The organism is Ensifer sp. LC11 (assembly GCF_001695835.1).
Lineage (GTDB): Bacteria > Pseudomonadota > Alphaproteobacteria > Rhizobiales > Rhizobiaceae > Ensifer.
This window is the reverse complement of record NZ_MBSO01000025.1, coordinates 23,643-37,797: the sequence shown is the minus strand read 5'-3', so window position 1 is coordinate 37,797 and position 14,155 is coordinate 23,643. Positions and strand designations below refer to the sequence as shown.

Here is a 14,155-nt window from a genome sequence, read left to right as displayed (position 1 = left end):
CGGCATCCAATGAAAAGGTCTGATCTCAATCATAAAGACAGGTGATGTAGCCGCCGGAGCGGCTGGCGCGGCGCTCGATCAAATTCGCCAGGCGCTTGAGCCCGCGGCCGGGTTTTCCGGCGTTGCGCTCTTTCGGGTTCGGCAGCGAAACCGCAAGCAAGGCTGCCTGCCGGCGCGACAGCTTGGCGGCGGAAACGCCGAAGTGATGGCGCGCTGCCGCCTCGATGCCATAGATGCCGTCACCCCATTCGGCGATGTTCAGGTAGATCTCCATCAACCGCCGCTTCCTCCAGACGAAATCGGCAGCGACGGCCAGCGGCAGTTCCATGCCCTTGCGCAGGAAGGAGCGGCCGTTCCACAAGTACAGGTTCTTGACGGTCTGCATCGGGATGGTGCTGGCGCCGCGCGTCGATTCGCCTTCGAGCGCATCCTCGACCACGCCGCGCATCTGGCCCCAGTCTACCCCATCATGGGCACAGAACTGGCCGTCTTCCGACATCATCACCGACTGAACCAGCACCGGCGCGATGTTCTCGAACTCGACCCATTGGCGGTCATAGCCGCGAAGAAGAACGAGATCCCGCAACATCAGCGTCGAGACCGGGTGGATGAATTCTACGAGATAGAGAACGATCAGTGCATAGGGCAGGATCAGGAAACCGAGGACGGCCAGCACGATCTGGCGACGCTTCGTACGCAAAGTCCGGCGGAGCGAAGACCAGCGACTGGAAGGCACCTCGCCCTCCTCGCGCGCTTCCGGAACGACGTTCACGGCCTGACTGTCCACCTCACTGTCCATCCGCTTCTCTTAATGCACGGGCCGGCAAAGTTGAACGGGCTTTCTGGCAAAAGGCAAGGCGCGCAAGCGGCTGTCCCAGGGAAAGCGCGCGGCTGCGACACGAATCCCCGTTGAAAGCCCTCACCACCCATGCCAAAGAGCGCGCATGAGCCAGGACACACCGACTTTCGCCAGCCGCCTCACCGGCAATGCCCGCGCCGTCGAAGCTCTGCTCGAGCGCTTGCTCGGTGCGGACACGGAAGCGGACGAAATCGCCCGACCGGCAAACCTCATCGCCGCCATGCGGCACGGGGTGTTGAACGGCGGCAAGCGGCTGCGCCCCTTCCTGGTTATCGAATGCGCCGACCTCGTCGGCGGTGGCCGCGATGCGGCCTTACGTGTCGGCGCGGCACTCGAATGCGTGCACTGCTATTCGCTCGTTCATGACGACCTGCCGGCGATGGATGACGATGACATGCGCCGCGGACAGCCCACCGTGCACAAGGCCTTCGACGAGGCGACCGCGATCCTCGCCGGCGACAGCCTGCTCACCTTCGCCTTCGACATCATCGCTGGCCCGGAAACGACGCTGACGGACACCCAGAAGGTGGAATTGATCCTGGCGCTCGGACGGGCCGCGGGTCATGGCGGCATGGCCGGCGGACAGGCGCTCGATCTGGCTGCAGAAAAGTCGCCGCCCGACGAGGCTGGCATCGTGACGCTGCAGGCGATGAAAACCGGTGCGCTCATCCGCTTCGCCTGCGAAGCCGGCGCCATCGTCGCCGGCGCGACCGATGCGGACCGCCAGCGGCTGCGGCGCTTTGGCGAAAAGATCGGCCTTGCATTCCAGCTTGCCGATGACCTGCTTGACCTCACCGCCGACGCGGCGACCATGGGCAAGGCGACCGGCAAGGACGCCGCCCGCGGCAAAGGTACGCTCGTCGCGCTGCACGGTCAGGCCTGGGCGGAGGAGCGGCTGGAGCAACTGGTCGCAGAAGCCGCAGCCCTGCTCGAACCCTATGGCGAACGCTCGGCCATTCTCATTGAAACCGCCCGTTTCGTCGCCAACCGCAGGAACTAGCCCCATGAGCAAATACTGGTCGCCGATCGTCTCCAAGCTGAAGCCGTACGTGCCGGGCGAACAGCCGCGCATCGACAACCTGGTGAAGCTGAACACCAACGAATGCCCCTATGGCCCTTCGCAGAAGGTGCTGGACGCGATCCGTGCAGCGGCAGGCGATGACTTGAGGCTCTATCCCGATCCGCTGGCGCTGAAGCTTCGCCAGACGATCGCAGCGCGCTACGGCGTGACGGCGGAAGAGGTCTTCGTCGGCAATGGCTCCGACGAAGTGCTGGCCCATATCTTCGCCGGCCTGCTCAAGCACGACGCACCGCTCCTTTATCCGGATATTTCCTACAGCTTCTATTCGACCTATGCGCGGCTCTTTGAGATCGATACGGTCGAGGTGCCGCTCAACGATCGCTTCGAGATCGATCTCGCCGACTATGACCGTCCCTGCGGTGCCATCGTCCTGCCGAACCCGAACGCGCCGACCGGCATCTACCTGCCGATCGCCGACATCGAGCGCTTGGTCTCGGCCCATCCGGACCAACCCGTCGTCATCGACGAGGCCTATGTCGACTTCGGCGGCCAGTCGGCGGCAACGCTGGTTTCGAAATACGAGAACCTGCTGGTCGTGCAGACCTTCTCCAAGTCGCGTGCGCTTGCCGGCCTGCGCGTCGGCTTCGCCATCGGTCAGCGTCCGCTGATCGAGGCGCTGGAACGGGTGAAGGACAGTTTCAACTCCTATCCGCTCGGCCGCCCGGCACAGGCAGGCGCCATCGCCGCGATCGAAGACGAAATGTGGTTCGAGGAGACACGCGCAAAGATCATCGCGTCGCGCGAGCGCCTCACGGTAGACCTCGCCAAGCGTGGCTTCGAGGTTCTGCCGTCCGGGGCCAATTTCGTCTTCGCCCGGCACCCGGGCCATGACGGAGAGGCGCTGATGAAGGCGCTGCGCGAGCGCGCCGTTCTGGTGCGCCATTTCGCCAAGCCGCGCATTTCCGATTTCCTGCGCATCACCATCGGCGCCGACGCGGAGTGCGCCCGTCTGATCGAAGCGCTCGACGAGATCCTCTGATCTTGTCACGGTCACATTTCGCTGTTTCAAACAAGCGATGAATTGATCTAGCTTCCGGCGACCGAGCCGGAGCCTTTCGCATGTTCGACCCCACGCCCTATCTGCCGCAGCTTCTTATCGCCTGGACCGCCTATCTGATTGCCACCGCATCGCCGGGGCCGGCGATTCTCGCGATCATCACCACCTCGGTCAGCCAGGGGCGCAAAGCCGGCCTGGCGCTCGCCCTCGGCGTGCTCACCGGAAGCTACACCTGGGCGATGCTGACGGCGTCGGGCCTCTCGGCGCTGATCCGCGCCTATGGTCACGCCATCATCGTGTTGAAGATTGCCGGCGCCTGTTATCTCTTCTGGCTGGCCTACAATGCGCTCCGCGCCGCCATGCGCCGCGACAGAAGCGCGATCGTGCCGACAGCAAAGGCGCAGACCTCGCTGAAGCGGCTCTATCTCAAGGGGCTCGGCATCCACCTCACCAACCCCAAGGCGATCTTTTCCTGGATCATGCTGGTCTCGCTCGGCATGCCCGAAGGTGCGCCCATTGGCGTCACCGCCACCTTCATCGGCGGCTGCATGGCTCTGGGCTTAATGACCTTCTGCGGCTTCGCAATCGTCTTCTCGCTGTCGCCCGTGCACCGCGCCTATCTCAAATCCAGGCGGCTGATCGAAAGCCTGATGGCCGGCTTCTTCGCCTTTGCCGGCTTCAAGCTGCTGACGTCGCGGCTCTAGATCAGGAGCTGCGCGCCTCCTCCGGGCGGAACGCGGCTGACACGTCTCTTGGCAATGCTCTGCCGAAAACGCCTATTCGGCGGCCGCCTGGCCGCGGCCATAGCGCTTTTCGATGTAGCCGGAGACGAGCGTCTCGAAGTCGGCGGCGATGTTCGGACCGCGGAGCGTCATCGCCTTCTCACCATCGATGAACACCGGTGCTGCCGGCATTTCGCCGGTGCCCGGCAGCGAGATGCCGATATCGGCATGTTTGCTTTCGCCCGGACCATTGACGATGCAGCCCATGACCGCGACCTTCAGGCCCTCGACGCCGGGGTATTTCTCGCGCCAGACCGGCATGTTGCGGCGGATATCGTCCTGGATCTTCTGGGCAAGCTCCTGGAACACCGTGGACGTGGTGCGGCCGCAACCGGGACAGGCGGCAACGACGGGGATGAACTGGCGGAAACCCATGACCTGCAGCAGCTCCTGCGCTACCTGCACCTCGCGGGTGCGGTCGCCGCCGGGCTCCGGCGTCAGCGAGATGCGGATCGTATCGCCGATGCCCTGTTGCATCAGAATGCCGAGCGAGGCGGAGGAAGCGACGATGCCCTTGGTGCCCATGCCGGCCTCGGTCAGGCCGAGGTGCAGCGCATGGTCGGAGCGCGCCGACAGCATGGCGTAGACGGCAATCAGGTCCTGAACACCGGAGACCTTGGCCGAGAGAATGATGCGGTTGCGCGGCAACCCGATCTCCTCGGCAAGATCTGCCGAGAGCAGCGCCGACTGCACGATCGTCTCGCGCGTGACCTCTTGGGCCGTCAGCGGGAAGCCGTTCGCCTTGTTCTCGTCCATGAGCCGCGTCAGCAGCTCCTGATCAAGCGAGCCCCAATTGACGCCGATGCGCACCGGCTTGTCGTAGCGGATCGCCATCTCGATGATCTCGGCGAACTGCTTGTCCTTCTTGTCCTTGAAGCCGACATTGCCCGGATTGATGCGGTATTTCGCCAGCGCCTCGGCGCAGGCCGGATGATCGGAGAGCAGCTTGTGGCCGATATAGTGGAAGTCGCCGACGAGCGGCACATCCAGACCGAGACGCAGCAGGCGTTCGCGGATCTTCGGCACGGCAGCGGCACTCTCGTCGCGGTCGACGGTGATGCGCACCAATTCCGAGCCGGCCTTGTGCAGTGCCGCCACCTGCGCCACCGTCGCGTCGATATCGGCGGTGTCGGTGTTGGTCATCGACTGAACCACGACCGGCGCGCCGCCGCCGACAATGACGCCGCCGACATCGACAGCGACGGAGCCACGGCGGGGTTGCGGTTCGAAATCGAAGGCGGAAGACATGAGGGCCTCTTCGTCGGTCAGTTCAGGCGGAGCGGATCGCGCGCGGATACCGCAACACTTTCCCTTATCAAGCTCCGGCTTTTCGCTCATCAGGTGGATGAGGAAAGCCTGCTTGTCAACGGCGACATCATGCCCTGACGGCGATTTGATGACGCCGTTCCGCCTGCATCACGATGGTTTTGGCTCGCGCCCCTTCAGCCGGCGCGGGATGCGGGCGGATATCCGCCCGCTCTTTTCCTCGCTAGTGACCCTTGGCGTGATCGGCATGCACGGCATGGTGCGACAAGAGGAGCACGACGATGAAGAGCACCGGCACCGAGGCAAAGACGATGGCAAAACCCGTATGCTCGGCGACGAAGCCGATCACCGACGGCGCAAACAGCATGCCCGAATAGCCCATGAAGGTCGCGACCGAGAGGCCGATGCCCGGCTGCAGGTCGGGCATGTTGCCGGCGGCCGAAAACGCGATTGGCACCATGTTGGAGATGCCGATGCCGGCGATCGCGAAGCCGAGGATGGCGATATAGGCATTCGGCGCCATGCCGGCGAGGATCATGCCGACAAGCGCGGTCACCGTGCAGATGCGCAGCGTCCGCTTGGCCCCGAAACGATCGCGCACGAGGTCGCCGGCAAAGCGCATGGTCGCCATGGTGGCGGAGAAGGCGGCGAAGCCGAAGCCCGAGAGTTCCACCGAGGCACCGAGTTCATTGCGCAGATAGAGCGCGCCCCAGTCGAGCACCGTGCCCTCCGGCACCATGGAGAACAGCGCCATGATGCCGATCAGCCAGGGAAGCGGCGTCATCGGCAGGCGAAGTTTCTCCTTGGCGGCGGCCGGATGCGGCTTGTCGGCAAGGATCATCGGCCATGCGACCGCAATCAGCGTCAGGCAGATCACGGTGACGACAAGAACATGCGGCAGCACCCCGAAGCGGGCCATGAGGAAACCGCCGATGCCGGCGCCGATCAGGCCGCCGAGGCTCCAATAGGCGTGGCACGACGACATGATCGCCCGGCGCATCGATTTCTCGACCTCCACGGCATTGGCGTTCATGGCGACATCCATGGCGCCGACGAAGCCGCCGAGCACGAACATGCCGATGGCCGCTGTCCAGACATCAGGAACGAGCGTCAGGAGCAGAAGCAGCGGCGACAGGATGATGGCCGTGACCTTGGCCACCTTCTGCGAACCGATGCGGGCGATGTACCCGCCGGCGATCGGCATCAGCACCAATGAGCCGATACCGAACATCAGGATCAACAGGCCGAGCACGCTTTCGCTGATGCCGAGCCGGTCCTTAAATTCGGGGATCTTCGGCGCCCAGCTTCCAGTGACGAAGCCATTCATCAGAAACAAGAGCGAAACGGCGAGCCGATTGCGCGTCATGTAGCCTTGGCGGACGGTCGCGGTGGGAGAACGTTGGTCCATGGTCTTCCTCAGTGCCGGATCGGCCGGCTCAAACAGTGATTTCGATCAGATTGCCATCGGGGTCGCGGACGACCGCCTCGTAAAAGCCGTCACCGGTCCAGCGCGGCTTTGCGATCAGGATGCCCTCGGCGTCGGCGCGCGCGGCCATGGCATTCACCGCCTGCTCGCTGCCGAGTGAAAGGGCGACATGAGCAAGACCGGTGCGCTCTTCCGCTGGATCACCGGGAGCAACAAAGGGGCCTTCCATGATCTCGATCGCCGGGCCCTCGCCAAGGGTCAGGAAGCGCGACCGGAACCCCGGCCGTCGCCGGCTTTCATAGACGTCGCCAACCTCGGCGCCGAAGAAGGACGACCAAAAGCCGGCAATCGCCTCAAGGTCGCGGGTCCACAGCGCCACATGGGTGATCGTCATCGTTCAGGTCCTCCCGCCATCAGAATTTCCGCGCCCGCCGCTTCGAACGCCGCGCGGTGCTCCGCCGGTGCATCCGCCTCGAGCACCAGCGTCGCCTTGTCGTCGATACCGGCGATCGCGTGAGCGGCCGCGGTCCCGAGCTTGTCGCTGGTGATGGCGACGACGAGACGCCGGCTGCGCGCCGCAATCAGCCGCTTGAACTCCGCATCCTCGAAATAGATCGCCGTCAGGCCCGCCGCGGCATCGGCGCCGCAGGTGCCGAGAAAGCACAGATCAGGCCTCAGCAGTTCCGCGTCGCGCTGTGCGCGCGCGCTGACCGCTGCGCCGACGGCGCGGTTCAGCGGCCCGCCGAGCAGGATGAGCTCGACACCCGGCTTCTCCATGAGGGCCGCAGCAATCAGCGGCGTATTGGTGACGATGGTCGCCTGCAGGTCCGGTTCGATCAGCTGGGCGATGGCAAGGTTGGTGGAGCCGGCGTCGAGAAACACGGTCATGCCCGGCTTGATCAGCCTTGCCGCCGCGCGGGCGAGCGCTGCCTTGCGCTCCGGCGCCATCGCCACGCGCTCGCTCAAAGTGCTGTGCGCCGCAGGAACGACCGGAAGCGCACCGCCATAGACCCGCTCGCACAGACCTGCTGCCGCCATTTCCCTGAGGTCGCGGCGGATGGTGTCTTCGGAGACATTGAGCTCGGCGGCAAGATCCACAGCTAACACCCGGCCGTTGGCCTTCAGCCGCTCCTGGATCAGCGTCTTTCGCTCACGAAGTAGGAGTTCGCCCGACATTTCCACCAATCGTGCACAAACATGCATTAATCGCTACAAATGTGCATAACGAATTTTGAAACCGATTTCAAGTCGCGGCACCGGCCAAATCACTTCGGGCCAGAAATTCGCGCGCACTGTGCCTTTTGCGCAGGATCGGCGCCATTTCGGGAAAAATTCTTCATCAAAACGCTCAGGAATTGGTGTTTTATACGCTCAGATCGCCGGTTTTTTATGCGATTGTCCGCTCAATCCGGACGACGGGCCGGGCCAGAAAGAAGATGGAAAATCACGATGAAACTCCTCCCCACGCTGTTTGCTGCCGCTCTGATCCAGGTTGCCGCCTTCGCTTCGGCTGAAGCTGGCGAAAATCTCAACGCGATCAAATCCGCCGGTGTGCTGAAGATCGGCACCGAGGGCACCTATGCCCCCTTCACCTATCACGATGCCTCGGGCGCGCTCGTCGGCTTCGACGTCGAGATCGGCCAGGCGGTTGCAGAAAAGCTCGGCGTCAAGGCCGAATTTCTCGAAGGCAAGTGGGATGGTCTGATCGCCGGTCTCGACGCCAACCGCTACGACACGGTCATCAACCAGGTCGGCATCACCGAGGAGCGCAAGAAGAAATACGACTTCTCCGAGCCCTATATCGCCTCCAAGGCCGTGCTGATCGTCAAAAGCGACAACGAGGAGATCAAGGGCTTCGCCGATCTCAAGGGCAAGAACTCGGCCCAGTCGTTGACCAGCAACTTCGGCAAGCTCGCGACCGCTTCGGGCGCCGAACTCGTCGGCACCGACGGTTTCGACCAATCTATCCAGCTCGTTCTCACCGGCCGTGCCGACGCGACGATCAACGACAGCCTCTCCTTCCTCGACTTCAAGAAGAAGAAGCCCGACGCGCCGGTGAAGATCGCCGCCGAACAGGCCGACGCCGACTTCTCCGGTATCATCATCCGCAAGGGCGAGCCGGAACTTCTCGAAGCCATCAACAAGGCGCTTGTCGAGATCAAGGCGGACGGCACTTACGACAAGATCTCGCAGAAGTACTTCGGCGCCGACGTCTCGAAGTAACATCGTCCCGAGCACGCGGTCGGTTTCTCCGCCCGACATTCTCGTTACAGCGCCGCGCGTCAGACATGACGCGCGGCGCTGTAACACTCTAGACTCTCTGCATAATCTCGGCCCCAAATCGATACCGATTTGAGGGATTATGCAGTATGAATCGCGATCCGTTCCGGTCCCCGGGGCGGATCGCGCTTTTTGAAAGGCCTGCCCCTTGCCCACCTGGCTCCAACTGATGCTGGATTCGCTGCCGTCCCTGCTGTGGGCCGGCCTCACCTTCACCATCCCGCTGACGCTGCTTTCCTTCATTTTCGGCCTGATGCTCGGGCTCGCAACCGCGGTCGCCCGCCTGTTCGGACCGGCACCGGTCGTCGCCATCGCGCGGTTTTACGTCTGGGTGATCCGCGGCACGCCGCTGCTCGTGCAGCTCTTCGTGATCTTCTACGGCCTGCCGAGCGCCGGCATCCTGCTCGACGCCTTCACGGCCGCTCTCATCGGTTTCTCGCTGAATGTCGGCGCCTATACGTCCGAGATCATCCGCGCGGTCATTTCCTCGGTGCCGCGCGGGCAGTGGGAAGCGGCCTATTCCATCGGCATGAGCTGGAGCCAGGCGATGCGCCGCACCATCCTGCCGCAAGCAACCCGCGTCGCCGTGCCGCCGTTGTCCAACACCTTCATCTCGCTGGTGAAAGACACCTCGCTTGCCGCTGCCATCACCGTGCCGGAGATGTTCCAGACGGCGCAGCGCATTGTCGCCACCACCTATGAGCCGCTGATCCTCTACATCCTGGCGGCCCTGATCTACCTCGCCATGAGCTCCGTGCTATCGGCCCTGCAAGTGCGGCTGGAGCGCCGCTTCGCCCGCTATGGCGGCTTCCTGGAGGCACGCGCATGATCGAGCTCTCCCACATCGAAAAGCGCTTCGGCGACAACCTCGTGCTGAAGGATATCTCCGTCACGCTTGCCGAAGGCACTGTGACCGCGCTGGTCGGCCCCTCCGGTGGCGGCAAGAGCACGCTTCTGCGCTGCATCAACCTGCTGGAGATTCCGACCTCCGGATCGATCAAGCTCGGCGACGAGGCGCTCGCATTTTCCCCTGGCCGCAAGGTCGGCTGGGCGGCGACCCAGCGGCTACGCCGGCAGACGGGCATGGTGTTCCAGAATTTCCAGCTCTTTCCGCATCAGACAGCGCTCGGCAACGTGATGGAGGGCCTGGTCACGGTGCTGAAATGGCCGGCGGATAGGGCGAAAGCGCGGGCGATGGAACTGCTGGAAAAGGTCGGCATGGCGCACAAGGCCGATGCCTGGCCGGCGACGCTTTCCGGCGGCCAGCAGCAGCGTGTGGCGATCGCCCGGGCGCTTGCGCCTTCGCCGCGCGTGCTGCTCTGCGACGAGCCGACCTCGGCGCTCGACCCGGAATTGGCGGAAGAAGTCGTCGAGGTGCTGAGCCGGCTTGCCCGCGAAGGCACGACGATGGTCATGGCGACCCATGACCTCCGGCTTGCCTCGCGCGTCGCCGACAAGGTGATCTTCCTCGATGGCGGCGTCATCGTTGAAAGCGGCGCGCCCAAGACGATCTTCTCGACACCGGAACGCGAGCGAACCAAGAAGTTCATCGCCTCGCTGAGCGCCCCGCACGACTACGAGATCTGAAGGGAGAGTGGGCGGCTTGTGCTGGTGGGTTTGATCGCGAAAAGAGAAGCGAAATCCCCTCGATCGTCATCCTCGGGCTTGACCCGAGGATCCAAGCACAAGCATGCGTCACGGCCCAGGTGGGTAAGTTGGGCTTGGTACCCCGTAAGCGGGCTCCGCTGCGACCCGTGAATGGATCCTCGGGTCAAGCCCGAGGATGACAGAAGGAGAGAGCCGAGCTCAGCCGCGATGGGAGGCAGCCCCCTCCTTCACATAAACAAAACGGCCGGACTTTCATCCGGCCGTTCCTGTTTTAGTAGTTGAATGGGCTCAGGCTTCGTAGACGATCAGCAGATCCTTGGCGTCGATCTGGTCGCCAGCGCGCACCAGCACCTCGGCGATCGTGCCATCCTTCTCGGCATGCAGCGCCGTCTCCATCTTCATCGCCTCGATCGACAGGAGCACGTCGCCGGCCTTGACCGCCTGACCTGCGTTGACGGCGACGGTCGAGATGACGCCCGGCATCGGCGCACCGAGATGAGCGGCATTGCCGCTCTCGGCCTTGCGGCGCACAGCGCTCGAAGCACTGCGGTTGCGGTCCGGAACCTTGATCAGGCGCGGCTGGCCGTTGAGTTCGAAGAACACCTTGACCATGCCCTTCTCGTCCGGCTCGCTCTTGGCCTGGTGCAGGATCACCAGCGACTTGCCCCTCTCGATCTCCGGCTGCAGCTCCTCACCCGGCGCAAGGCCGTAGAAATAGGCCGGCGTCGGCAGCACGCTGACCGGGCCATAGGTATCGACCGCCACCGCATAGTCGGTGAACACCTTCGGATACATCAGGTACGAGGCGAACTCGAAGTCGTCGACCTTGCGCTCGAGCTTGTCTTCGATGCTCTTGCGTTCCGCGTCGAGATCGGCCGGCGGCAGCAGCGAACCGGGAACGGCGGTATAGGCCTTTTCGCCCTTCAGCGCCTTCTTCTGCAGCGCCTCCGGCCAACCGCCCGGAGGCTGGCCGAGATCGCCCTTCAGCATCGAGACGACCGAATCCGGGAAGGCGATGTCCTTGGCCGGGTTCTCGACGTCGGCAACGGTCAGATCCTGGGAGACCATCATCAGCGCCATGTCGCCGACAACCTTCGACGACGGCGTCACCTTGACGATATCGCCGAACATCTGGTTGGCATCGGCATAGGCCTGGGCAACGCGGTGCCATTTGGTTTCGAGACCGAGCGAACGGGCCTGTTCCTTGAGGTTAGTGAACTGGCCGCCCGGCATTTCGTGCAGGTAGACTTCAGATGCCGGTCCCTTGAGGTCGCTTTCGAAGGCGGCGTACTGGTAACGCACCGCTTCCCAATAGAAGGAGATGCGGCGGATCCATTCGGGATCGAGGCCCGGATCACGATCCGAGCCGCGCAGCGCCTCGACGATCGAGCCGAGGCACGGCTGCGAGGTATTGCCCGAGAGCGCGTCCATCGCCGCATCGACCACGTCGACGCCGGAATCGACGGCGGCAAGCACGGTCGCAGCCGCAATGCCGGAGGTGTCGTGCGTATGGAAATGGATCGGCAGATCCGTCGCCTCGCGCAGCGCCTTGAACAGCACGCGTGCGGCCGCCGGCTTCAACAGGCCAGCCATGTCCTTGACGGCGATCATGTGTGCGCCGGCCTTTTCAAGCTCAGCGGCAAGGGCGGTGTAGTACTTGAGATCGTATTTCGGCCGGGCCGAATTGAGGATGTCGCCGGTGTAGCAGATTGCGGCCTCGCAGATGCGGTCCTCTTCGGCAATCGCCTCCATCGAGACGCGCATGTTGTCGACCCAGTTGAGGCAGTCGAAGACGCGGAAGACATCGATGCCGCCCTTTGCCGCCTGGCGGACGAAGTATTTGACGACATTGTCCGGGTAGTTCTTGTAGCCGACGCCGTTGGCGCCGCGCAGAAGCATCTGCAGGAGCAGGTTCGGCGCATCCTCGCGAATGCGGGCGAGGCGATCCCACGGGTCTTCGGTCAGGAAGCGCATGGAAACGTCGAAGGTGGCACCACCCCAGCATTCGAGCGAGAACAGCTGCGGCAGGGCGCGGGCATAGGTACCGGCGACGCGGGCGATATCGTGCGTGCGCATGCGGGTCGCAAGCAGCGACTGATGGCCGTCGCGCATGGTCGTGTCCGTCAGGAAGACCTGTTTTTCGCCACGCACCCACTCGGCGAACTTCTTCGGGCCGAGCTCGTCGAGCTTCTGCTTGGTCCCGGCGGGGATTTCGCCCTGGATGAACGGCACGACCGGCTTTGCGGCGTCCGCCGGCGGCTTCGGACGGCCCTTTGCCTCCGGGTGACCGTTGACGGTGACGTCGGCGAGGTAGGTGAGCAGTTTCGTCGCGCGGTCCTGACGCCTTACCTGCTGGAAGAGTTCCGGCGTCGTGTCGATGAAGCGGGTCGTGTAGGTGTTGTTGAGAAACTGCTCGTGACCGATGATCGCCTCGAGGAAGGTGAGGTTGGTGGCGACGCCGCGGATGCGGAATTCGCGCAATGCCCGGTCCATACGGCTGATCGCTTCCGCCGGCGTGCTGCCCGAGGCTGTGACCTTCACCAGCAGCGGATCGTAGTAGCGGGTGATGTAGGCGCCGGTATAGGCCGTGCCGCCATCGAGACGGATGCCGAAGCCGGCGGCCGAGCGATAGCCGGTGATACGGCCGTAGTCGGGAATGAAGTTCTGCTCCGGATCTTCCGTGGTGATACGGCACTGCAGCGCGTGGCCGTTGAGGCGGATATCTGCCTGGTCAGGCACGCCCGATTCCGGGGTGCCGATCGCCTCGCCGTCGAGGATATGGATCTGCGCCTTGACGATGTCGATGCCGGTCACGACTTCCGTGACGGTGTGCTCGACCTGGATGCGCGGGTTCACCTCGATGAAGTAGAACTTGCCGGTGTCGGCATCCATCAGATACTCGACCGTGCCGGCGCCGACATAGCTGGTCGCACGCGCGATCTTCAGCGAATAGTCGGCAAGCTCCTGGCGCTGCGCATCCGAGAGGTAGGGCGCCGGCGCACGCTCGACGACCTTCTGGTTGCGGCGCTGGATGGAGCAATCGCGCTCAAAGAGATGCACGACATTGCCGTGGGTATCACCGAGGATCTGGCTTTCGACGTGGCGGGCGCGCTCGACCAGTTTTTCGAGATAGACCTCGTCCTTGCCGAAGGCGGCCTTGGCCTCGCGCTTGGCTTCCGTCACCTCGCGGATCAGGTCCTTCGGGTCGCGGATGGCGCGCATGCCGCGTCCGCCGCCGCCCCAGGAGGCCTTGAGCATGACCGGATAGCCGATCTGGGCGGCAAGGCGGTGGATTTCCTTTTCGTCGTCCGGAAGCGGATCGGTGGCCGGCACCACCGGCACACCGACGGAAATCGCAAGGTTGCGCGCCGCAACCTTGTTGCCGAGCTGGCGCATCGTCGCCGGCCGCGGGCCGATGAAGGTTATGCCGGCCGCGTCACAAGCATCGACGAATTCCGGGCTTTCCGAAAGCAGGCCGTAGCCCGGGTGGATGGCATCGGCCCCGGAAAGCTTGGCGACGCGGATCACCTCCTCGATCGACAGGTAGCTTTCGATCGGGCCGAGGTCGCGGGCCAGATGCGGGCCACGGCCGATCTGATAACTTTCATCCGCCTTGAAGCGGTGCAGCGCCAGTTTGTCCTCTTCCGCCCATATCGCGACCGTTTTCAGACCGAGTTCGTTTGCAGCGCGAAAAACGCGGATGGCAATTTCAGAACGGTTGGCAACAAGGATCTTCGAGATAGGCAAGTCGGTCTCCTCAATGACTTGATATTGCGGGAAATGCTGCACCCGCGAAATAAAGTATTAGCGAGTCACCGAGCAGAGCGCAATTTCAGATGCGACAGGAAACCGAATG

Annotated in this window: 12 protein-coding genes; 6 read left to right on the top strand and 6 right to left on the bottom strand. The window is 63.6% G+C overall.

Going from position 1 to position 14,155, the window contains the following annotated elements; genetic code table 11:
• Positions 1-25 precede the first annotated feature (25 nt).
• Complete coding sequence (gene mtgA / locus BBX50_RS18725) at positions 26-772, bottom strand: monofunctional biosynthetic peptidoglycan transglycosylase (RefSeq protein WP_065776869.1); 747 nt, start codon at positions 770-772, stop codon at positions 26-28.
• 172 nt (positions 773-944) lie between these two features.
• Between mtgA and BBX50_RS18720 the strand changes: the two genes are divergently transcribed.
• The 3 genes from BBX50_RS18720 to BBX50_RS18710 all read left to right on the top strand — a co-directional run bounded on the left by BBX50_RS18720 (position 945) and on the right by BBX50_RS18710 (position 3,641).
• The gene (locus tag BBX50_RS18720) at positions 945-1,859 is read left to right on the top strand and encodes a polyprenyl synthetase family protein (protein WP_065776838.1); all 915 of its coding nucleotides are present in this window, start codon (positions 945-947) and stop codon (positions 1,857-1,859) included.
• Positions 1,860-1,863: 4 nt separating this feature from the next.
• Positions 1,864-2,919, top strand: a complete 1,056-nt coding sequence (hisC, locus tag BBX50_RS18715) for a histidinol-phosphate transaminase (protein ID WP_065776837.1) — start codon at positions 1,864-1,866, stop codon at positions 2,917-2,919.
• Between the two features lie 80 nt (positions 2,920-2,999).
• Positions 3,000-3,641 carry a LysE family translocator gene (locus BBX50_RS18710; RefSeq protein ID WP_065776836.1) on the top strand — a complete coding sequence of 214 codons (642 nt, stop codon included), beginning with the start codon at positions 3,000-3,002 and terminating at the stop codon, positions 3,639-3,641.
• Positions 3,642-3,713: 72 nt separating this feature from the next.
• On the opposite strand, the gene ispG is transcribed toward BBX50_RS18710, so the two are convergent.
• The 4 genes from ispG to BBX50_RS18690 all read right to left on the bottom strand — a co-directional run bounded on the left by ispG (position 3,714) and on the right by BBX50_RS18690 (position 7,587).
• Positions 3,714-4,967 carry a flavodoxin-dependent (E)-4-hydroxy-3-methylbut-2-enyl-diphosphate synthase gene (ispG, locus tag BBX50_RS18705; protein ID WP_065776835.1) on the bottom strand — a complete coding sequence of 418 codons (1,254 nt, stop codon included), beginning with the start codon at positions 4,965-4,967 and terminating at the stop codon, positions 3,714-3,716.
• Between the two features lie 241 nt (positions 4,968-5,208).
• Complete coding sequence (locus tag BBX50_RS18700) at positions 5,209-6,393, bottom strand: MFS transporter (RefSeq protein ID WP_065776834.1); 1,185 nt, start codon at positions 6,391-6,393, stop codon at positions 5,209-5,211.
• Between the two features lie 28 nt (positions 6,394-6,421).
• Positions 6,422-6,805 carry a VOC family protein gene (locus BBX50_RS18695; protein WP_065776833.1) on the bottom strand — a complete coding sequence of 128 codons (384 nt, stop codon included), beginning with the start codon at positions 6,803-6,805 and terminating at the stop codon, positions 6,422-6,424.
• Positions 6,802-7,587, bottom strand: a complete 786-nt coding sequence (locus BBX50_RS18690) for a DeoR/GlpR family DNA-binding transcription regulator (protein ID WP_083213534.1) — start codon at positions 7,585-7,587, stop codon at positions 6,802-6,804. Before BBX50_RS18690 ends, BBX50_RS18695 begins: the two co-directional genes overlap by 4 nt.
• A gap of 273 nt (positions 7,588-7,860) precedes the next feature.
• On the opposite strand from BBX50_RS18690, the gene BBX50_RS18685 reads away from it, so the two are divergent.
• The 3 genes from BBX50_RS18685 to BBX50_RS18675 all read left to right on the top strand — a co-directional run bounded on the left by BBX50_RS18685 (position 7,861) and on the right by BBX50_RS18675 (position 10,278).
• Positions 7,861-8,634 carry an amino acid ABC transporter substrate-binding protein gene (locus BBX50_RS18685; RefSeq protein ID WP_065776831.1) on the top strand — a complete coding sequence of 258 codons (774 nt, stop codon included), beginning with the start codon at positions 7,861-7,863 and terminating at the stop codon, positions 8,632-8,634.
• Between the two features lie 205 nt (positions 8,635-8,839).
• Positions 8,840-9,520, top strand: coding sequence for an amino acid ABC transporter permease (locus tag BBX50_RS18680; RefSeq protein ID WP_083213535.1), 681 nt, complete (start codon positions 8,840-8,842; stop codon positions 9,518-9,520).
• The gene (locus tag BBX50_RS18675) at positions 9,517-10,278 is read left to right on the top strand and encodes an amino acid ABC transporter ATP-binding protein (RefSeq protein WP_065776829.1); all 762 of its coding nucleotides are present in this window, start codon (positions 9,517-9,519) and stop codon (positions 10,276-10,278) included. The genes BBX50_RS18680 and BBX50_RS18675 overlap by 4 nt, the downstream gene beginning before the upstream one ends.
• A gap of 309 nt (positions 10,279-10,587) precedes the next feature.
• On the opposite strand, the gene pyc is transcribed toward BBX50_RS18675, so the two are convergent.
• Complete coding sequence (gene pyc / locus BBX50_RS18670) at positions 10,588-14,046, bottom strand: pyruvate carboxylase (protein WP_065776828.1); 3,459 nt, start codon at positions 14,044-14,046, stop codon at positions 10,588-10,590.
• Positions 14,047-14,155: the final 109 nt, after the last annotated feature.